The following is a 20,430-nucleotide window of genomic DNA, read 5'->3' on the forward strand; positions in this document are numbered from 1 at the left end:
GCCGCGTCACGCGCACGAATACTAAAACACATTGGAGACGACATGATTCAGATTTCCCCTGGAGCCCGGTCCGCGCGTGTCGCCGGCAACCGGCATGGTTGGCTGCTGATGGCGAGCTGCTGGCTGGCATCGACCGGTGCCGTACTGATCGCCCCCGTCCTTCCGCAGATGCGCCACGACTTCGCCGGCATTCCGAACGCCGATGTGCTGACGTTGATCGTGCTGGTGATTCCCGCGTTGATGATCGCGCTGTTCAGCCCGCTCGTGGGATCGCTGGTCGACGCGTTCGGGCGCAAACGTCTTTATATGACCGCGGTCGCGATCTATGCGGTTGCGGGCGTGCTGCCGTTCTGGCTCAAGAATCTCTACGCAATCGTCGTTTCGCGTGCGGTGATCGGGCTTGCCGAGGCCGCGATCGTCACGGTCGCCACTGCGCTGGTAGCAAACTATTTCGCTGGTGTGCAGCGACAGAAGTGGCTGACGATGCAACACGCTTCGTCGTCCGTGGTGGCCGCGCTGATGTTTTCGGTGGGCGGCGGACTCGGCAGCCTGGCGGCGGGCTGGCGCGCGCCGTTCCTCGTCTACGGATGTGCGATCTTTTTTCTGCCGTTTATCGCTGCGCTGATCTGGGAGCCCGAGGAAACCGACGTGGCGCCGGAACCGTTGCGGAAGATGCCTTTTCCGTGGCGCGCAATCGGCCCTCTGTGCGTGTTGATTCTGTTCGCGTCGGTGATGTTCTTCGTGGTGCCCGTGCAGATCAGCTTTCTGTTAAGCGCACGCGGGGTCACAGCACCGGCCGTGCTCGGTTTTGGCGGTGCGATCGCCAACGCCGGCATTCCCGTGGGTTCGTTCGTTTTTCACCGGCTCGCGCGATGGCCGATCAACCGGCTTCTGGTAGCCGCCTTCGCACTGCTCGCGTCAGGCTTTTTTATCATCGCGTCGTCCGCAGGCGTCAACGCGACGATTGCGGGCGCTTTTATCGCCGCAGCAGGCGGCGGGATGGCACTTCCGCTTCTTGGCACGTGGACCCTCGCGCGTGTGCCGTTCGAGCAAAGCGGCCGCGCGACCGGCGGCTATATGGGTTCATTCTTCCTGGGTAATTTCCTGAGCCCGCTAGTCGTCGAGACGATCGGCAGGTTCTCGGGTGGGCTGATTCAGACGGTCGCGTGGATGGCAGTCGTATGCGCGGGAGCGGCGTTCGCAATCCTGGTCCTGACGCTTGCGAAGCGTGGACCCAGGGAATCCGTTCACGCAGCACAGGCAAACCGGGTCTCGCTCGGTTGAATTTCGGCGCCCGGCGGCAGTCGGCCGGGTCTTCCTCGTCTGCCTCCCTTCTTCTAACGTTTGGCGGCGGTCAGTTTTCATCGTCACCTGAAGACTCCGAACACAAAGCGCTTGGCGTTTATTTATTGACTCGTTCATCGAAAGGGTCCTCCATTTCTGCGGGCATGCCGGTACAGCGTCATGATGGACGCTCCCGCGGCAGCTGCAATACCCTCCGTGCTCGCGCCTTCATAGCCCAGCTCCAGAAACGCCTCGTGCACAGCATCCAGGATCGCCGCCCTTACGTGCGAGCAGTTTTCCCTAAGAGACGGGCCGTTGCTTCATGAGACTCAATCTCCTCGACATAACGATACGACAGTATCCGCTATTGTTTAGAAGGGAAGTCCGATCGGGCGCGTGAGCTATGCTCTACGCAATCTTCCATTCGTGTTTCTAACCCTATTGAAACAGATCATCGACGATGCCGCCCTCCTCAACCGCTGCACCGTCTCGTTCCGGCAGCTTCCTGAATGTAGGCCTTTGGATGGCGCAAGCCGTCATCTTTGCAGGTTTCGTAGTGATCGGATGGATCAAGTTGTCAGAACCGATTCCCGAACTTGCTGCTATGTGGCCCTGGACCGGACAGTTGCCCGAAATCGTCGTACGAGCGCTCGGCGTCGTCGACATCGCCGGTGGCGTCGGCATATTCCTGCCTGCTCTGTTACGGATCCGGCCGGGGCTTACCGTACTGGCGGCGCTCGGCTGCGTTGCACTTCAAATTTGCGCGCTAGTGTTTCATGCGTGGAGAGGCGAGCTCGCCGTGGCTCCGGTTAACCTGATCTTCCTTGCACTCGCCTCACTTGTTCTGTGGGGGCGACGCGCGCGACCCGTAGCCCCGCGCTGAAAGTCACCACGGCCGCTGTTATGGCACCTACCCGTAAGGCGCAAAGTGCCGACCCGCCTATCCCTGCCATTACTCCTTCGAATGCCATTTCGTCCCTCCCCGCCAAACTTTCTGCCGTTCCGCGAATCCGTACGGCCGCGCGACTGCTCACTAATCTGAACGGCGTTGTCAACTTGCCGGATTCTGACAGATCATTAGCATAACTGTTGATCGCTCTGAAACAGCGTAGACGAATTCTGGGCAAGTCCGGTGAATTCGCGCCAGGCTACAGATCTCTCGCTGCTAGCTGTTTGCGATACAGCGCAGCGCGCAGCAGATGTCGCTTTGAGAGTGAAATGTTGCCGGATTGTACGGCGTCAACTACTGCGTCCGTCCATCGCTACCGCACCTCGCAATGGCACCCCAACCGTTACCATCCTCCTTGCGGATTCGAACCGCACCCGGGCTTTCGTTCGGTTAGCTGCGGTCTGGATCGTGCCAGACACCTATCTATAAGGACTTGCGCATTTTGGCAAGAGGGTTTGAAGGGGCTTGTGCTGGTTCGTAATGCGCCTCCTGAGTTGCCGGGACGAAATATATACGATGTGTATCGGCGGGAGTCCATGCCATCAGCCTCGTTGGGCGATGTCGTTGCTGCGCCCGGGCCCGGATAATAACCGCGCAGCAGGACTCCATTCGGGATGCGGCGAATACAGAGACCGTAGCGCCTGATGGGTGTTCGAGTGGATGTTCGAGTCCGCCTGGTACCAGTCTAACCTGTCGCTATCGTTGCCTGTTGCGTCCCGTATCAGGGGGTGTTCGGTGTAATCCCGCGCGCACTTGCAATCAGGGAGGCGCCCCCATAAGACCTTCCTTAGAACTTGTGGCGCAGACCTATGCGCGCCGCAACCTGAGTCGACGTGCTCGATACTGACCCATAGCCGGCCTGAACCTGAGCACCATAGCCGTAATCGTGGCCAAGCGCGCCAATGAGATAGACGTCCGTCCGTTTTGAAAGAAAATAGTCCGCGCTCAACGTCAATTGATTCGCGCTTCCCACGTCGTTGTTACGTTTCTGGAACTGATAGCCGGCAGCGAGAGAGAGATCGGGTCGCAGCGTATAGGCCGCGCCTCCTTCGAACGTTGTCGCTCGCTGCTTTGCTCCGCCGGAAAGTTGAACGTCGGTGACGAGCCCGAATATTCGAACTTTGCCGATCATATACGCGGCGCCCGCAGCGTATTCCACCGAATTTGCCGAGGTCGTAACATTGTGAATCGCCATGTATGCCAGTGTTGCGCTGAACGGCCCATGATCGTAGCTGACAGAGAAATTGGTGCTGCTGTTGGTCCCTAACGAGCCAGCGATATTGCCAAAGCCGTACATCGCGCCAAATGAAAATCCACCAAAATTCGGCGACATGTACTTGACCGAATTGTCGACTTCGTCGCCCCACACGCGGTTGTCGAGCGTGTATCCGCCCGCCGCGTTGGTTGGCAGGCTCCACGCGAGCAATCCGGCAGGCGTATTCGATGCCACGGCATAGGCCGGGAAAATCCAGCCGATCAGGTCGTACTGGCGTCCCATGGTCAACGCGCCCCACGGTCCTGACAAGCCGACGTATGACTGAAGCCCAAACATGCGGCCACCTTGCCCGAGCTTGCCGTTGGCGAGCACGAATCCATTTTCGAGCACAAAGTCCAGCCTGGTTCCCCCGCCGAGATCCTCGGCTCCTTTCAGTCCCCAGCGGTCTCCTTGCGATGAGCCGGAGATAAACTGCAGCGCGCTGCCGTTTCCTGCGGAACCGGTCAGGTTGTTGGTGTAGGTAATGCCCGCATCGATCAAACCGTAGAGCGTCACCGATGATTGCGCATGGGCCACCCCACAGAAGACAAGAGCGCAAGCCAAAGCGATTTTCTTACTCATATGTAATCCTTATTATTAAATCAAGACCAGGGCTTTTGCTACGACAATCCATTGCGTCAGGCATCCGGATTCTTCAGTCATGTCCCTGCGGAATAACCAGCCTGACAAGGGTGATTCGAGTCAATTCCGGATTCCAGGACTAACCCGCCCCTCCCCCATCAAGCGGATATTGTTCGCCGGTTGTTAGACGTCGCGATGACCTAACCGGCCTGCGGTCGGATATGACGTCCGCTCAGCCCGCAAGCGAATTAGAGTTAGCCAAAACAAATGGGGCAATCGAAAAAAGCGAATGCCTTGCATCAGTTTTTGCATGCCACGCCCCGACGGCTAGCCCGTCACTTTGACTGGCAAAAGTATCGGCGCCGCTGACCTGCGGCTTCAGGCGGCGGGCTTTCGCGACTTGCGCGCGGGCTTCGGGGCAGTCGCGCACCCAGATTTCGCAGGCGTGCCGGCCTGAATAATCATCCAGCTCAGCATTTGCAGTTGACCGTCGATTTCTTCAGTCGACACCGTAAATACGTTCAGCACGCCCATTCCGCGCAAGCTCGCGAATACGAGGCCGGCACAATGGCGCGGATCCGGACAGGAAGCCACGATTTCGGGGAAATGCTCGACGAAACGGTCGAAAAATACCGGGTCGTTGCGTGCACGGCCGGCCCCGATGCGGGCAAACAGTTCCGGCGAAGCTTTGCAGCCAAAGAACAGGCTCCACGCAGCGACGTAGCTGGGAGCGCCGTACATGGAATGCCACGCCGCGTGTACGAATGCCTTTGCCCGCTCTTCCAGAGGAAGCGCCGGCGACGGCCACACGCTGCTGTCGTCGGAAAGGGGCGCCATTACCTCATCGATCAGACGCTCCATCAATGCCTGCCGGCTGCCGAAATGATGCTGCAACGCCCCGAGTGTCACCCGGGCTCCGCGAGCAATGTCCTGCAGATTGGCGCCCTGAATCCCCTTCTTTTCCAGCAACCGGAGCGCTGACCGGATGATCCGGCTTTGCGTGGCATGACTACGCTCTTCCTGCGTTCTACGCGAAGACGCCGGTCGGGATGCAAGTGTTGGCACGCTGTGTTTCCTGGACTCGGATTGCGATCCGCCCATTCTACCTTGTCATCAAGACCATGTAACACCGCGCCAAACCTCACACCAGGAAAGGTGCCGACACAATTCACAAACAAGTAACATTAAATTTTTATTGTTTTATTCGGAACACGACGCCTATACTGCCGCCATACGCAGAGTCAGAGACATTGCGGTGTGGCTGCGAGGAGTCGACCGATGCCGTCCGCAGCAAGACGGCGCCGGTCGCTTCCGCTCGCCAACTAACAATAACTTTTTATTGTTAGTTGTTACCGGTCTTGCACCGCGCTGGTTGTCCAGCACGTCCCTGTCACTGCCAGGAAGCGCCGCTCCCTCCGAATCAATGCGGCTCATTAATCATCGCAGCCCATGTGCATGGGACCAGGCAGGACCGCAAACATGACCAATGCAAACGACTCCTCTTCCGTGCAGTACCTGTTTACCTTCCGATGCCCGGACCGGCTCGGCATCCTCTCGAAGGTCTCGGGTTTGCTTTTCGAGCAAGGCGCCTTCGTCACCGAGTCATTCCATTACGGTGACCCGCAAACCGGGACTTTCTTCGCCCGGATGGTGTTCAACGACCAGTTGCTGAAATCCTCGATCGATCATTTGAATGATGCATTGACCGAACTCGCGTCGGACTTGGACATGAGCTTCGCAATCCGGCGTGCGGATTACCGGCCGAAAGTGCTCATCGCCGTGTCACGATACGATCATTGCCTGAACCTGCTACTCACAAAGTGGCGGGCTGGCGCACTCAAGGTTGACATTGTCGGAGTGGTCTCGAACCACGACGATTGTCGTGGCCTTGTGCAATGGTATGGCATCCCCTTCCATCATCTTCCGGTCACGCCGGCGACCAAGGCGGAGCAGGAAGCGAAAATTCTCGAACTTTTCGACGAAAAGCATGCGGAGTTGCTGGTACTCGCCCGCTACATGCAGATCCTGTCCGACGGCATGAGCCGCCGCCTCGCCGGCCGCGCAATCAATATCCATCACTCGTTCCTGCCAGGCTTCAAGGGGGCGCGGCCGTATCACCAGGCGCACGAACGCGGCGTCAAGGTAATCGGCGCAACGGCACACTATGTGACTGAAGACCTCGACGAAGGCCCCATTATCGCGCAGGAAGTCAAGCCGATCGACCACGCCTATACGGCAGAAAACATGGTGCTCGTTGGCCAGGACACGGAGGCGGTGGCGCTCGCCAGCGCGGTGCGTCTGTTCAGCGAAGGCCGCATCTTTCTGAACGGCAATCGTACTGTGATTCTGTAAGCGACGCCGTCCGGCGTCACGCTCCTGAGGTATTGCGTGGAAAAATATTCATTCTGGGCTATCGCCAAACATGCACTGTCAGGGCATCGCAAATGGGCACCGGCGTGGCACACCCGGCCGCCCAAGGCGCACTACGATGTGGTGATCATCGGTGGCGGCGGCCAAGGTCTTGCCACGGCCTATTACCTCGCCAAAAAGCATGGCATTACGAATGTCGCCATCCTCGAAAAGGGCTGGCTCGGCGGCGGCAATACGGGGCGCAACACCACGGCGATCCGCTCGAACTACTTTTATCCCGAAAGCACCAATTTTTTCGAGCATTCACTGCGCCTCTACGAAGGCCTGAGCCGTGAACTGAACTACAACGTGATGCTAAGCCAGCGTGGCGCGCTGACGCTTGCTCACAGTCCTCATCAGATGGACATGCTGGAGCGCTGGTCGAATTCGATCCAGTTGCAGGGCATCGACGCGCAGATGATGGATATCGACCAGGTCAAGGACTTCATGCCCTTGCTCGACACCAGCGCCGGCGCCCGCTTCCCGATTCTCGGCGGATTCGTACAGCGCCGAGCCGGCGTAGCGCGCCATGATGCTGTCGCGTGGGGTTATGCGCGTGCGGCCGACGCGCTCGGCGTGGACATCGTGCAGAACTGCGAGGTGACGGGGATCGTCCGTTCCGGCAACCGGGTGCGCGGCGTCGAGACGAAAAGTGGTGTGATCACGGCGGACAAAGTGGCCATCGCAGTAGCCGGTCATTCTTCGCTGCTCGCGAGAATGGCCGGCATTACGCTGCCGATTACCAGCGGCGTGCTGCAGGCCATGGTCAGTGAGCCGGTCAAGCCAGCACTGGGCGGACTGGTGGTGTCGCCGGTCGTTCACACATATGTGAGCCAGTCGGATCGCGGCGAAATCCTGATCGGCGGGCGCGCCGACGGCTACCCCTCGTATGGCCAGCGCGGCAATCTCCCCGCCCTGGAGGATACGCTGAGCGCGGTGCTGAACCTTTTTCCCTCTTTCAGCCGCCTCAAGCTGATGCGCCAGTGGGCCGGCATTGTCGACATTTCTCCTGATTCGAGTCCCATCGTCGGCAAGACACCGGTAAGCGGCCTCTACATCAGCACGGGCTGGGGCACCGGCGGCTTCAAGGCCATTCCGGCCGGTGGCGACACCTTCGCTTACACCATCGCGAACGATCACCCTCACCACCTGATCGCACCATTCGGACTCGATCGCTTTGCCAGCGGCCGCTTCATCAACGAAGCGGCCGCAGCTGGCGTCGACCATTGAAGGGAGAATCGCATGTTACGCATTCCGTGTCCCTACTGCGGCACTACCCGCGACGAGGAAGAGTTCACCTTTAGCGGTCCGTTTGATCGCACGCGTCCTGCTGATCCGCAGCAATTGAGTGATGAAGACTGGGCCGACTATCTGTTCACGCGCGACAACGTGCGTGGCCCGGCGCTCGAACGTTGGCGACATACGTTCGGCTGCCGCCGCTGGTTCGGTGTGGAGCGCGATACGGCGAGCCACACGATCACGCGCGTCCTGCCGATAGCGCGCGCAAGCGTCCAGGATAGGACTTTGCAGGGAGGCATTCATGAAGCAGCGTAAGCGCATTGCGCCGTACGATGCGCCCGCGGGAGTCGCGCGCAAGCCACTGGGATTTACGTTCGACGGACGTCACTACGTTGGCCTTGAAGGCGACACCCTGGCTTCCGCGTTACTGGCTAACGGAATCGACGTTATCGGTCGCAGTTTCAAACTGCACCGGCCGCGCGGCGTCTTCAGCGCAGGCGTCGAGGAATGCAACGCACTGGTGCAACTCGAAGCGGGCGGGTTGGACGAACCTAACGCGCGTGCCACCCTCGTCACGCTCTATGACGGCCTGCGGGCCACCAGCCAGAACGCGTGGCCTTCAGTTCGCTGGGATCTGCTCGGCTTGCTCGATTTGTTTCAACGGGTCTTGCCGGCTTCGTTCTATTACAAGTCGATGATCTGGCCGAACTGGCATATGTATGAGCGTGTGGTACGCAGAATCGCGGGGCTCGGCAAAGCCCCGACCTCCCGCGATGCGCAAACCTATCAGAAGCGCAATCTCCACTGCGATGTGCTGATCTGCGGCGGCGGCCCGGCTGGCCTTTCGGCTGCGCTCGCGGCCGGGCAGCGCGGCGTACGCGTGGTGCTAGTCGACGATCGTGATGCACTCGGCGGCGCGCTCCTGCACGAGCAAATGCGGATCAACGGTGAATCGGCAGGCCGTTGGGTTGAACGGGTCGTGGAGCAACTGCGGGCACTACCGAACGTACAACTGTTGACTCGCACCACGGTCAGCGGCTATTACGAAAACAATTTTCTGGCTGCCGCAGAGCGCATCGCCGCTCCCGTGTGGGCGCAAGATCGCACTGGCACGCTGCGTGAGCGCCTGTGGCGGATCCGCGCCTCAGCGGTCATTCTCGCCACAGGCGCCCTTGAACGGCCACTCATCTTTCCGAACAATGACCGCCCCGGCGTGATGCTCGCGGCGGCGGTACGTGCCTATGTGAACCGCTTCGGCGTTGTGTGCGGTCAGCGCGTGGTGATCCTGACGAACCATGACGACGCATATCGCACCGCGCTTGATCTGCACGAAGCCGGCGTGCGCGAACTTTCGGTCGTCGATACGCGGGCGAACGTCGACGAGAAGCTGCAGCAGTGTCTTCACGAGCGAGGCATCACTCACTATCCGGCACATGGCATCGTCGCCACTCAAGGGCGTCGCAAGATCACAGCTGTACGACTCGCACGACACCTCGGTGGCGGGCAGCTGGGCGCCGCCATCGTCACCCTTCCCTGCGATCTGCTCGCGATGTCGGGTGGCTGGACCCCGACCGTGCATCTTTTCAGCCAGGCCGGCGGCAAGCTGCGCTACGACGAAGCGAATCTGTGCCTCGTGCCGGACGGTTGTGAGCAGCAGGTGCGCGTCGTCGGCGCAGCAAACGGGAAGTTCACACTGGCCGGCTGCCTCGCCGACGGAGCGCGCGCCGGCCGGGAAATGGCAGAGCCGTCCGGCGGCGCCCACGACCTGTCGACCGGTGCGCCTGTCGTCGATACCGGCCTCGACGAGACGTTGCGCATCGAGCCGTACTGGTACACACGCGGCGCCCGCACCGACAAACAGTGGCTCGATTTTCAATACGATGTCAAGGTGTCGGACGTGGAACTCGCGCTTCGCGAGAACTACGTGTCGGTGGAACACGTGAAGCGCTATACGACCGGCGGCATGAGCATCGATCAGGGCAAGTCGGGCAACTTCAACATTCTCGCCGTGATGGCGGAATTGACCGGCAAGCCGATACCGCAGGTCGGCACGACCCGATTCCGCCCGCCTTATCAGCCTGTCACGCTCGGCACGTTTGCCGGGCCGACCGTCGGCGAACGTTACGCACCGTGGCAGACGTTGCCCGCCCACGCCTGGCACGCGGCACAGGCGGCGCATTTCGGCGACTACGGCTGGCGCAGACCGGAATACTATCCGCGCGAAGACGAAGGGATTGCCGCGGCAACGCTGCGCGAGGTGCTGGCCGTGCGCCACGGCGTCGGCCTGTTCGACGGCTCGCCGCTCGGCAAGATCGAACTCAGGGGGCCAGACACCGCCGCGCTTCTCAACCGCGTCTACGTCAACAATCTGGCGACGCTCAAACCAGGCTTCGCACGCTATGCGATGCTGAGCAACGACAACGGCGTCCTCATCGACGACGGCGTTATCGTTCGCCTCGCCGACGATCATTTTCTCGTGCACGCCACGAGCGGCGCGGTAGCACGGGTCTTTTTGCTTTTCGAAGAGTATCTGCAGTGCGAGTGGCCAGAACTGCGCGCACACGTCACCAACGTGACGACGCAATGGGCGAACGTCACCGTCTCGGGTCCCAAGGCGCGACAGGTGTTGCAGAAGATCGAGTCGGATATCAATTTCGACGCAGACGCCTTCGCGCATATGCAGTTCCGCTCCGGCCATTTTGCAGGTGTGCCCGCCCGCATTTTGCGGGCGAGTTTTACCGGCGAGGTTACATTCGAAGTGTCGGTGCCCGCGCGTTACGCGCAGTCCCTGTGGCAATGCATAAGCAACGCGGGCGCCGAGTTTGGCATCACACCCTACGGCATCGAGGCGCTTGAAGTCATGCGTACCGAGAAAGGCTACCTGCATATCGGCAGCGATACCGACGGCAGCTCCAACGCACTCGACATTGGCTGGGGCAAGATCATCGACAAAAAGACCACCGACTTCATTGGGCGCCGCTCGTTGCAACGGGCTTCCGATTGCGGCGACGCGCGCCTCCAGTTCGTGGGGCTCGAATCGATAGTGCCCGACGTGCCGCTGCCGGTGGGCGGCCATTTTATCGACGAAGCCACGCCGCACATGCCGGTCAAATCCCACGGTTACGTAACTGCCGCCTGCATCAGTCCGATGCTCGGCAAGGCAATCGGCCTCGGCATTCTGCGCAACGGCTCCGCTCGCCTCGGCGAGCAGGTCCACATCTATGCCAAGGGCAAAGTGACGACCGCGCGCGTCGTGCCGCCCGCCCATTTTGATCCGCAGGGAGAGCGTCTGCATGGCTAAGCTCGAAGCAGCAATCTACGTGACACGCCAATGGGCGCCACCTGAGCGGTTTCCCGTCCGCGGCCCGACGCTTTGCGTCGACGAACAGCCGCTTGGCGGCATCGTTCGACTGCAAGGCGATACTCATGACGCCGGTTTCGCCGAGGCCATTGGCGACGCCACGGGCCTGGCGCTGCCCACGCCAGAGCGTTTCGCCACGCGCGGCGAAACCTGTCTTGCGTGGTCCGGACCGACCGAATGGCTCTATTTCTGCCCGCTCGACGATGAACAAGCGCATCTGCGCGCATTGCGCGCAGCATGCGACGGCCGCTTCGCGACGGCCACGCTCATCTCCGACAGCCGCACCGGGTTCCTGGTGAGTGGCGCAGATTCGGCATCGCTGCTTGCCAAAGGCTGCGCAATCGACTTTTCCGCTGCGGCCTGTCCCGTCGGACGCGCTGTCACCACACGCTTCGCCAGTCTACCGACGATGCTTCTGCATCGGGGCAACAACGACTATCTGGTCTACGTCGATGCCTCTTACGCCGCATTTCTGGTGCACTGGCTGATCGACGCCGCGGCCGAATTCTTGCCTGGCCAGGCATGACGGTGTAGGTCTGTTATTCAGCCTTGTATCTAACCGAACAGCCCTTTTACTTCTGAACTCCTCATCCCCATGATCATCGACGGAAAGGCATGCGCCGCGCGCCTCAATGCGGCCACCCGTGCAGCAGTCACGACTTTGACCGGGCTGCATCGCATTCAGCCCGCTCTCGCGGTCGTGCTGGTCGGCGAGGACCCGGCCAGCCAGGTCTATGTGCGCAACAAGATTCGCCAGGCCGGCGAGGCGGGCATTCGCAGCATCGAGCACCGCCTGCCGCCCGACACGTCGAGCGACGTGTTGCTCGCACTCGTTCGCACGCTGAACGACGACCCCGTGGTACACGGCATCCTCGTGCAATTGCCGCTGCCCGCCCATATCGACGAAGCACGGGTGATCGCGACAATCGCGGCTGAAAAAGACGTGGACGGCTTCCATGCGCTCAATGCCGGTGGCCTGCTGAACGGCGCGCCACACGCTCTCGTGCCCTGTACGCCGCAGGGTTGCGTCATGCTCGCGAAACAACAGCTGGGCGAGTCGCTGGCGGGCTTTCATGCGGTGGTCGTAGGCCGCTCCAACATTGTTGGCAAACCGCTGGCAGTTTTGTTATTGCAGGAAAACTGCACCGTGACGATCGCGCACTCGCGTACGCGTGACATCGAAGCAATATGCCGCCAGGCCGATATCCTGTTTGTCGCCGTAGGTCGCGCCGAACTCGTGAATGAGAACTGGATCAAGCCAGGGGCGACGGTGATCGACGTCGGCATTAACCGGACCGGTTCGGAACAGCAAGGGTTTCGGCTGGTAGGCGATGTCGACTTCAAATCGGCCGCTTCGCGCGCCGGCGCGATTACGCCGGTCCCAGGCGGAGTGGGCCCCATGACGATCGCTTGCCTGCTTCGCAATACCGTGCTTGCTGCATGTCACCAGAACGGCATCGATCGCCAGCTTGTGCCAGAAACGGTGGTCCGATAAAACCATAGGTGCAAGTGGCGCCGTGGCCGGCGCCTGGTCTCGTAGACCCGCCCTGCCATTTGTCCGTGTCAAGGCGCGGTTCTCGTCGCGGCTGTCGCAAACGCTGAATCTGCGTCACGTAGAAAATAGCTGTCGACTGGCGCGACGAAAGGCAAGTGTATCGCGATCCGCACGGCAGCGATCCTGGGATTGTTCATCAGGTCTGCCGCGACTGCACGGCTGTATTCCCGCGCAGCTACGAAAGGATGCAGATGCAGGATGTGATACACCGCTTCATAATCGACCACATCGGCGAGATCGTCGAACGTCGACGGAGAATCCGCGAGCGGAACATACAAACTGACGTCCACACGCAGTGCTGCCGCTTTCGGACCCGGGTGCCAGCCCCGCACGAATACGCGCCGGCATTCGCACAGCAGCGTGTCGTTCAACGGCGCATCGAACGCATCAGCGGCGTATTCGTGTAGAAACGAGCCAGGCGTCATCGGGCATCGACAAAGCGCCGCACGTAGTCGTTCGTCGGATTCGTGCGAATCTGCTCGGGTGTGCCGACCTGAATGACTGCGCCATCCTTCATGATGGCGATACGCGAGCCGATCTTCATCGCTTCGTCCAGATCGTGCGTGATGAAGACAATCGTGCGCCGCAGGTCGGCCTGCATTTCGAGCAGGATGTCCTGCATTTCCGCGCGAATCAGCGGATCGAGCGCGCTGAAGGCTTCGTCCATCAATAGCACGTCAGGTTCGGCAACGAGCGCACGGGCCAGCCCGACACGTTGACGCATGCCGCCCGAAAGCTCGTCCGGATAGCGATCGTCGTAGCCCTGCAAACCGAGCCGGCCATTGATCCACGCGCGTGCCGCCTCGCGCGACGCCGCCGCGTCGTCGCCACGAATCCAGCGCCCGAAGGTCACGTTCTCCAGCACGGTCTTGTGCGGCAGCAGTGCAAAGCTCTGAAAGACCATGCCAATGTGGAAGCGCCGCATTTCGCGCAACTGCCGAGCATTGAGCTTCAGTACGTCGGTGCCGCGAAACAGCAGTTGTCCCGCGGTCGGCTCGACCAGACGGTTGAAGTGCCGCACGAGTGTCGACTTGCCCGAACCCGAGAGCCCCATGATGACGAAGATCTCACCCGGATACACCGATAGCGACACATCGCGCACCGCGACGTTGCACCCGGTCGCGGAAAGAATCTGTTCCTTGGCTATGCCTGCCCGGGCCTGTTCAAGTGCCTCGCGAATCTGCCGCGAATGCGGTCCGAACACCTTGTAAAGCCCGCGCAATTCGAGCAGCGCCGTGGTTTCGGCCGCAGCGGCGAACCCTGCCGAGTTTGTGGTTTCCACGGCAGATGGCACCGCGCTTTTCAGCAGCGTCTTACCGGATTCGAGACTACGGGCAACGTTACGCAGCGAAGAAATGTTCATCGAAGACTCTCACTTTGACCGCGCCGCGCGCGCTTGCCGATGCCGAACGACTGGGTGATGCGGTCGAATACGATCGCCAGAATCACGATTGCCACGCCGCCGACTACACCCTGTCCCATATCCAGATTGTTGATGCCCGCAAGCACATCCTCGCCGAGTCCGCGCGCACCGATCATCGACGCAATGACGACCATAGCAAGCGACATCATCACGGCCTGATTGACACCCGCCATGATGGAAGGCAACGCGAGCGGCAGTTCCACCGCGAGCAGTTGCTGGCCTGGGGTCGCGCCAAAGGCCCTCGCGGCCTCGAGCACGTCGCCCGGCACCTGCCGCAAGCCAAGATCAGTCAGCCGGACCAGGGGTGGCAACGCGTAAATCATCGTAGCGAAGATCGCCGGTACGCGGCCGAGGCCAAACAGCATCACGACCGGAATCAGATACACGAACGAAGGCAGTGTCTGCATCATGTCGAGGATCGGATTGATCACTCGAGCCAACCAGCGGCTGCGCGAGATTGCGATACCGAGCGGCAGGCCGATCAGCACCGTCAGGATCATCGCGGTCAGCATGATCGCGCAGGTCTGCATCAGCTTGTCCCATAGCCCGAGGCAGCCTATCAGGTACGTCATCGCGGCGAGCAGCACCGTGAGTGCGATCTTGCGCGAACCGAGCCAGGTGATCGCGCCTACCACGCCGATCACGACAAGCGGCGGCGCACCCTTGAGCATCGTCTCGACGGGATTGAGCGCATAGCCCAGCAGGAGCGCGCTGATGCGGTGAAACAGGTCGCCATATTGCGCCACGAGCCCCATGAAGAAGCGGTTGATCGGGTCGCCCAGATTGAGTTGCAAGAATATTCCATTCACATGGCACCTGTACTGTGAGTCGCGCCAGCGCAGCATGGCGGCGCCGGCATCCATCCGAGGCGATACACGGAAGAGCGCGACCGTTTCCGGCGCGCACCGCGTGCAATGTCACTGCAGACTGCTGCGTACCCTGCTCGACACATAGGCCGGGACCCAGTGCGACAGCATATCGGGGTTGGCCTTCAGGAACTCGATCGCGGCCTGGCGCGGCGGCGTTTTTGCGCTTGCCATGCGTGCAAGAACAGCGTTGATCGATTCCATCGGGAACTGCACTTTCTCGAAGAGTCCGACGATCTGCGGATCGGCCGAGTACAGCGCGTTCGACACCACAATGCGCAGCGCCGTGGGCGGCGAGGCCGATCCGCACGGATTCCCATCCTTGCTGCCGTTGATGGTTTTCCAGCAGGCTTCGTTGAACGCGGGCTCGACGAGACGGACGGCCTTGAAACGGCCAAGGATCGTCGACGGCTCCCAATAGTAGAACAGGATCGGCTTGCCGCGCGTGTACGCCGATTCAATGGCCGAATCGAGCGCTGGCCCGGAACCAGGATGAAAGTCGGTGAACGCGCTGTCGAGCCTGTAGGCTTTCATCTTCTGCACCGTGTCCGCCTCGCATTGCCAGCCAATCGGGCAGTTATAGAGCCGTCCTTTCGATGGGTCCTCGTCGTCGGCGAACAGACCCTTGTATTTCGGCAGATCAGTAATGCTCCGCAACTCCGGCGCGAGCGGCTTGATACCTCGTGCAGGGTCACCCTTGATGACGTATTCCGGCACGTAATAGCCCTCCACGCTGCCACCAGAGATCAGCGAGCCGAGAATCCTGACCTTGCCCTCACGCGCCGCGCTTTCGTATGCCGGCGTGCGTCCGGACCAGTATTCGACCATCACGTTCAGGTCGTTCATCACCACGCCTTGCAGGGCAATGGCGTTGGTGCCCGGTGTCTGATCGGTCTTGCAGCCGTAGCCCTTCTCGAGCACATATCGAATCACCTCGGTCATGAATCTGGCACTGTCCCAGCCCATTTCGGCGAATTTCACCGGCTTGCCAGATGCACACCAGGCAGAATCCGTGGCTGCGGCATGGGCATGCTGCGCCAGAGCGGCCGCGCCCAACACGAGTCCGACGACTATACGTCTTGCGATGCAGTTGAACATGTTTTTCTCCGTTCCCTTTGCGGACTACGAGTGGTTGTTATAACGCGGCTGTCATCTCGGGCACTGCGACGAACAGATCGGCTTCGAGCGCGTAATCCGCGATGGCGAAAATCGGCGCCTCCGGGTCTTTGTTGATTGCAACAATGACCTTGGCATCTTTCATCCCTGCGAGATGCTGGATCGCGCCGGAAATACCCACGGCCACATACAATTGCGGCGCGACTATCTTGCCCGTCTGACCAACCTGATAGTCATTCGGGACAAACCCTGCGTCCACCGCGGCGCGAGAGGCGCCGAGTGCGGCGTTGAGCTTGTCCGCCAATGGCGTGAGTATTTTCGCGTAGTTCTCCGCGCTGCCGAGTCCCCGGCCGCCGGAGACGACGATAGCCGCGGACGTCAATTCAGGCCGGTCCTGCCTGGTCAACTCGCGGCTGACCAACCGTGAGATGCCGGTATCCGGTGCCGCTTCGATTCTCTCCACCGTCGCGCCCCCGCCGTCATCGGCGGCGGGATCGAACGCCGTGGTCCGCACGGTGACGACCTTGACCGGATCGCACGATTGCACGGTGGCGATAGCGTTGCCAGCATAGATCGGCCGGTCGAAAGTATCGGCTCCCACGATCGCGATGATGTCGCTGATCTGCGCGACATCGAGCCTGGCGGCAAGGCGGGGCGCGATGTTCTTGCCGTAGGCGGTGGCGGCCACCAGCACATGCGAGTAAATCCCGCTCTCGCGGCGCAGCAACGCCAGTGCCGTCGCGTCAAGGTTCTCCGCCAGTCCCGCCGCGAGTTGCGGCGCATCGGCGAGCAATACGCGGCTCACACCAGCGATCCTCGACGCGGCGTCAGCGACGCCTTGTGCCTGATAGCCCGCTACCAGCAAATGAATCGGCTGGCCGGTGAACGTGGCGATTACCGCCGCCGCAGTCACTGCATTGAGCGTTGAAGTTTTGATCGCGCCACCGTCGTATTCGGCGATAACCAGAATCGTCATGTCATTGTCTCCTCGTGCTGCTCAGATCACTCTGGCTTCAGTCTTAAGCTTGTCGAGTAAAGTCTGCACGTCCGGCACCCTGACACCGGCGGCACGCCTGGGCGGCTCCACGACCTTCAGCGTTTTCAGCCGGGGCGTCACGTCCACGCCGAGCTCGCCGGGCGTCAGTGTCTGCAGTGGCTTTTTCTTCGCCTTCATGATGCTAGGCAAGGTTACATAGCGCGGCTCGTTCAGACGCAGATCCGTCGTAATGACGGCGGGCAAACTGAGCGACACAGTCTCGGTACCGCCGTCCACTTCACGGCAAACGAGCGCCGCGCCATCCACCAGATCCACCTTCGCCGCGAAGGTGGCCTGCGGCCAGCCTGTCAGCGCTGCTAGCATCTGACCGGTCTGGTTCGAGTCGTCGTCGATTGCCTGCTTGCCGAGAATCACGAGTTGCGGGTTTTCTCGCTCGATGACCGCATGCAGCAGTCTGGCTACCGCCAGCGGCTGAATTTCTTCATTCGACTCGATCAGGATTGCCCGATCCGCGCCGATCGCCAGCGCCGTACGCAGTGTTTCCTGCGCCTGGGCAACACCGGCCGACACAGCAATCACTTCGGTCGCGACACCCGCTTCCTTCAGGCGCACGGCTTCCTCGACGGCGATCTCGTCGAATGGATTCATCGACATCTTCACGTTCGTCATATCGACTCCCGTCTGGTCCGCGCGCACCCGCGGCTTCACGTTCGAATCGATCACGCGCTTGACTGCCACCACGATTTTCATAGTCACCCTGCTCATTGAATGATCGCTGCCCCCACGGCTGGCATGCGCCGAGGCCGTCGTACTACCCGCGCATACGCGCGCCATCCGGATCGTATGCTGGCGCTGTCAGTATCCTTGCCGGCCGGCGCTCGCCGAGAATCTGGATCTCGAATGCGTTCGCACCGACGAGGTATTCGCTCTTCACGTAACCCATGGCGAGACTCTTGCCCGTCGTATGGCCATACCCCCCCGATGTGGTGTAGCCCGCAACCGCGTCGCCCACCCAGACCGGCTCGAAACCGCTCGCGTCTGCGTCGACAGCATCGATTTCGAATGTGATGAGCCGATGCACAGGCGTCACGCCGCGTTGCGCGAGCACGGCCTCGCGCCCGATGAAGTCGCCCTTGTCGAAGGCGATGAAGCGTTCGAGATCCGCCATGGCCGGCGTGTATTCGGGGCCGAATTCACGTGACCAGATGCCGAAGCCCTTTTCGAGGCGCGTCGACAGCAACGCCCACACGCCGTACTGACGCAGCCCGAAAGTACCGCCCGCCGCGAGTAACCGTTGGTAGACGCTGCGCAGATAGTGGTTCTCGACGTAGATCTCATAGCCTAGTTCACCGGTCAGCGACAGACGTGCGATCCACGCCGGGGCAAAGCCCGCATCGATCCGGGCGACCGACATGAAGCGCTGGGCCGCAGCAATTGCCGCGTTGCCGAAGACTTCGCCAACCAGTGCCTTTGCATTGGGACCGGCGATCGCGAGCATCGCCAGCGACTCGCTGCGGTTGTCGATGCGCACACTTCCGTCTACCGGCAGATGGTCCTCGAACCAGCGCAGATGCCACTCCTGCAGGTACCCGGACCCCGTCACGAGGAACCGCTGCGCCGCGAGCCGCAGAATCGTCAGATCGCCCTTGAGACGGCCCGACGGCGAAAGGAGCGGCGCAAGCCGGGCACGGCCGACCCCGGGCAGACGACTGGCGAACAACCGGTCGAGCCACAGTTCGGCGCCAGGTCCGCTGATTTCGTACTTCGCATAGCCACTTGCATCGAACAGACCCACCTGCTCGCGAATGGCGCGGCATTCCGCGGCTACGGTTTCGAAGGCATTCGACCGGCGAAACGTTGGCGTTTCATGAGCGGGCTGGCCGGCCAGCGCAAACCACATCGGCGTTTCAAGTCCGTAGTTGACACCGAATACGGCATTCGCCTGCTCCTGCAGGTCGTATAGCGGCGTGGTCTTGAGTGGGCGGCCCGCGGGCCACTGCTCATTCGGCCGCGCGAGGTAGAAACGGTGCTCGTAAAATTCCCGCGCTTTGGCCGCGACGTAGGTCTGTGTGAGGTCTGGAAAACGCGCCACATCCATCGCAAACACGTTGTCTTGCGGTTCGCCCTCGATCATCCACTGCGCCAGTGCCAGGCCGACGCCGCCACCCTGACTGAAGCCCGCCATGCAGCCACAAGCCGCCCAGTAGTTGCGCAAACCGCGCACGGGGCCGACGAGCGGATTGCCGTCCGGCGTAAATGTGAAGGGCCCATTGACGACGCGTTTGATGCCGGCGTTCCCCACGCTCGGAAAGCGTTCGAAGCCGCGCATCAGTTCGTCTTCGATACGCTCGAGCCGCGGCGGCAACAAATCGGTCTCGCCGTATTCCCACGGAGTGCCGTCCAGCGACCATGGTGTCGAGCGCTTCTCGTACACGCCGAACAGAACGCCGTGGTGTTCCTGGCGCATATAAATTTCGCCATCGAGGTCGACCATCACCGGTATCTCCCGTCCGAGCGTAACGAGCTCCGGAATGTCTTCTGTGACGAGATAGTGATGTTCCATCGGAATGAGCGGCAGCTTCACGCCAGCCATAGCGCCGACTTCCCGCGCCCACAGTCCCGCCGCGTTGACCACATGCTCGGCATGAATCACCCCCTGATCGGTAATGACCGTCCAGCTGCCATCTGCGCGCGGTTCGAGCGCCTCTACCCGCGTATGCTGATAGATCTCCGCGCCGCGTCTTCGCGCGGCGCGCGCATAGGCCTGAGTACATCCGTAAGGGTCCAGGTGACCTTCGTTCGGCGCCCACAGGCCTCCCTTCACCTCGCTCACGTCGACGAGCGGACACATTGTCTTGATCTCGGACGGCGTGATCAACTCGGTGTCGAGACCCATGAAACGGTGCCGTGACCACTCGGTGCGCAGAAACTCCCAGCGCTCAGGTGTTGCCGCCATGGTAATGCCGCCAGGCACATGCAGGCCGACATTCTGATCGCCCTCTTCCTCAATTTCCTTGTAGAGCGAGATCGTGTAACTCTGCAGCCTGACGACGTTGGGATCGCCGTTAAACGCATGGAAGCCGGCGGCCGCATGCCATGTCGACCCCGCGGTGAGAACCTTGCGCTCAAGCATCACGACGTCGGTCCAGCCGAATTTCGTTAAGTGGTACAGCACCGAGGCGCCAACCACACCTCCGCCGATAATCGCCACCTGACAATGACTTTTCATGAATTCCCTTTCATTCGTGTGTGCGTGTATCGAAAAGCGACAGAACCGGCATCTCGTCCATCATGTCGCGATTGATTGCTTTAGCGCGTGTGACATGCATGCTAAGAAGCGTTAATTCTTTTCTCAAACGAATTTAGAACATGGTTTTCATGCAATTCCGCATGT

18 protein-coding genes are annotated in these 20,430 nt (G+C 60.9%); 8 read left to right on the plus strand and 10 right to left on the minus strand.

Annotated elements, in window-relative coordinates:
- The first annotated feature begins 42 nt into the window (after positions 1-42).
- Entirely contained in the window at positions 43-1,284 is a 1,242-nt protein-coding gene (locus BM438_RS09625; protein WP_167378357.1) for an MFS transporter, read from the plus strand.
- Positions 1,285-1,418: 134 nt separating this feature from the next.
- On the opposite strand, the gene BM438_RS09630 is transcribed toward BM438_RS09625, so the two are convergent.
- A complete protein-coding gene (locus BM438_RS09630; protein ID WP_244179316.1) occupies positions 1,419-1,544 on the minus strand; it encodes a TetR family transcriptional regulator in 126 nt (41 codons plus the stop codon).
- A 263-nt stretch (positions 1,545-1,807) separates the two neighbouring features.
- Here BM438_RS09630 and BM438_RS09635 point away from each other — a divergent pair, with 263 nt between their 5' ends.
- Positions 1,808-2,167, plus strand: coding sequence for a DoxX family protein (locus BM438_RS09635; RefSeq protein WP_244179317.1), 360 nt, complete (start codon positions 1,808-1,810; stop codon positions 2,165-2,167).
- An 853-nt stretch (positions 2,168-3,020) separates the two neighbouring features.
- On the opposite strand, the gene BM438_RS09640 is transcribed toward BM438_RS09635, so the two are convergent.
- Together BM438_RS09640 and BM438_RS09645 are read right to left on the minus strand one after the other, a co-directional pair.
- Entirely contained in the window at positions 3,021-4,070 is a 1,050-nt protein-coding gene (locus BM438_RS09640) for a porin (RefSeq protein WP_093634020.1), read from the minus strand.
- 378 nt (positions 4,071-4,448) lie between these two features.
- On the minus strand, positions 4,449-5,135 hold the full coding sequence (locus tag BM438_RS09645) for a TetR/AcrR family transcriptional regulator (protein WP_244179318.1): 687 nt from the start codon (positions 5,133-5,135) through the stop codon (positions 4,449-4,451).
- A gap of 414 nt (positions 5,136-5,549) precedes the next feature.
- On the opposite strand from BM438_RS09645, the gene purU reads away from it, so the two are divergent.
- The 6 genes from purU (at position 5,550) to BM438_RS09675 (ending at position 12,574) form a co-directional block, all read left to right on the plus strand.
- On the plus strand, positions 5,550-6,422 hold the full coding sequence (gene purU / locus BM438_RS09650) for a formyltetrahydrofolate deformylase (RefSeq protein ID WP_093634022.1): 873 nt from the start codon (positions 5,550-5,552) through the stop codon (positions 6,420-6,422).
- Positions 6,423-6,458: 36 nt separating this feature from the next.
- Entirely contained in the window at positions 6,459-7,709 is a 1,251-nt protein-coding gene (locus BM438_RS09655) for a sarcosine oxidase subunit beta family protein (RefSeq protein ID WP_093634023.1), read from the plus strand.
- A gap of 12 nt (positions 7,710-7,721) precedes the next feature.
- Positions 7,722-8,033 carry a sarcosine oxidase subunit delta gene (locus BM438_RS09660; RefSeq protein ID WP_093634024.1) on the plus strand — a complete coding sequence of 104 codons (312 nt, stop codon included), beginning with the start codon at positions 7,722-7,724 and terminating at the stop codon, positions 8,031-8,033.
- Positions 8,020-11,019: a sarcosine oxidase subunit alpha family protein gene (locus BM438_RS09665; RefSeq protein ID WP_093634025.1), complete on the plus strand. Its 3,000-nt coding sequence runs from the start codon at positions 8,020-8,022 to the stop codon at positions 11,017-11,019. Before BM438_RS09660 ends, BM438_RS09665 begins: the two co-directional genes overlap by 14 nt.
- Complete coding sequence (locus BM438_RS09670; RefSeq protein ID WP_093634026.1) at positions 11,012-11,605, plus strand: sarcosine oxidase subunit gamma; 594 nt, start codon at positions 11,012-11,014, stop codon at positions 11,603-11,605. Before BM438_RS09665 ends, BM438_RS09670 begins: the two co-directional genes overlap by 8 nt.
- 69 nt (positions 11,606-11,674) lie before the next feature.
- Positions 11,675-12,574, plus strand: a complete 900-nt coding sequence (locus BM438_RS09675) for a bifunctional 5,10-methylenetetrahydrofolate dehydrogenase/5,10-methenyltetrahydrofolate cyclohydrolase (protein WP_093634027.1) — start codon at positions 11,675-11,677, stop codon at positions 12,572-12,574.
- A 68-nt stretch (positions 12,575-12,642) separates the two neighbouring features.
- Here the strand turns inward: BM438_RS09675 and BM438_RS09680 are convergent, their stop codons facing one another.
- From BM438_RS09680 to BM438_RS09710, 7 genes are all read right to left on the minus strand, one after another.
- Positions 12,643-13,059 (minus strand): dihydroneopterin aldolase, encoded by a 417-nt coding sequence (locus BM438_RS09680; protein WP_093634028.1) that lies wholly within the window; start codon positions 13,057-13,059, stop codon positions 12,643-12,645.
- Complete coding sequence (locus BM438_RS09685) at positions 13,056-13,997, minus strand: quaternary amine ABC transporter ATP-binding protein (RefSeq protein ID WP_093634029.1); 942 nt, start codon at positions 13,995-13,997, stop codon at positions 13,056-13,058. The genes BM438_RS09680 and BM438_RS09685 overlap by 4 nt, the downstream gene beginning before the upstream one ends.
- Positions 13,994-14,812, minus strand: a complete 819-nt coding sequence (locus tag BM438_RS09690) for an ABC transporter permease (protein ID WP_425270731.1) — start codon at positions 14,810-14,812, stop codon at positions 13,994-13,996. The genes BM438_RS09685 and BM438_RS09690 overlap by 4 nt, the downstream gene beginning before the upstream one ends.
- Before the next feature lie 162 nt (positions 14,813-14,974).
- The gene (locus tag BM438_RS09695) at positions 14,975-16,021 is read right to left on the minus strand and encodes an ABC transporter substrate-binding protein (protein ID WP_093634030.1); all 1,047 of its coding nucleotides are present in this window, start codon (positions 16,019-16,021) and stop codon (positions 14,975-14,977) included.
- Between the two features lie 37 nt (positions 16,022-16,058).
- The gene (locus BM438_RS09700; protein ID WP_093634031.1) at positions 16,059-17,015 is read right to left on the minus strand and encodes an electron transfer flavoprotein subunit alpha/FixB family protein; all 957 of its coding nucleotides are present in this window, start codon (positions 17,013-17,015) and stop codon (positions 16,059-16,061) included.
- Between the two features lie 21 nt (positions 17,016-17,036).
- Positions 17,037-17,786: an electron transfer flavoprotein subunit beta/FixA family protein gene (locus BM438_RS09705; RefSeq protein ID WP_093634032.1), complete on the minus strand. Its 750-nt coding sequence runs from the start codon at positions 17,784-17,786 to the stop codon at positions 17,037-17,039.
- Positions 17,787-17,847: 61 nt separating this feature from the next.
- A complete protein-coding gene (locus BM438_RS09710) occupies positions 17,848-20,265 on the minus strand; it encodes a GcvT family protein (RefSeq protein WP_093634033.1) in 2,418 nt (805 codons plus the stop codon).
- Positions 20,266-20,430: the final 165 nt, after the last annotated feature.

The organism is Paraburkholderia aspalathi (assembly GCF_900116445.1).
GTDB lineage: Bacteria > Pseudomonadota > Gammaproteobacteria > Burkholderiales > Burkholderiaceae > Paraburkholderia > Paraburkholderia aspalathi.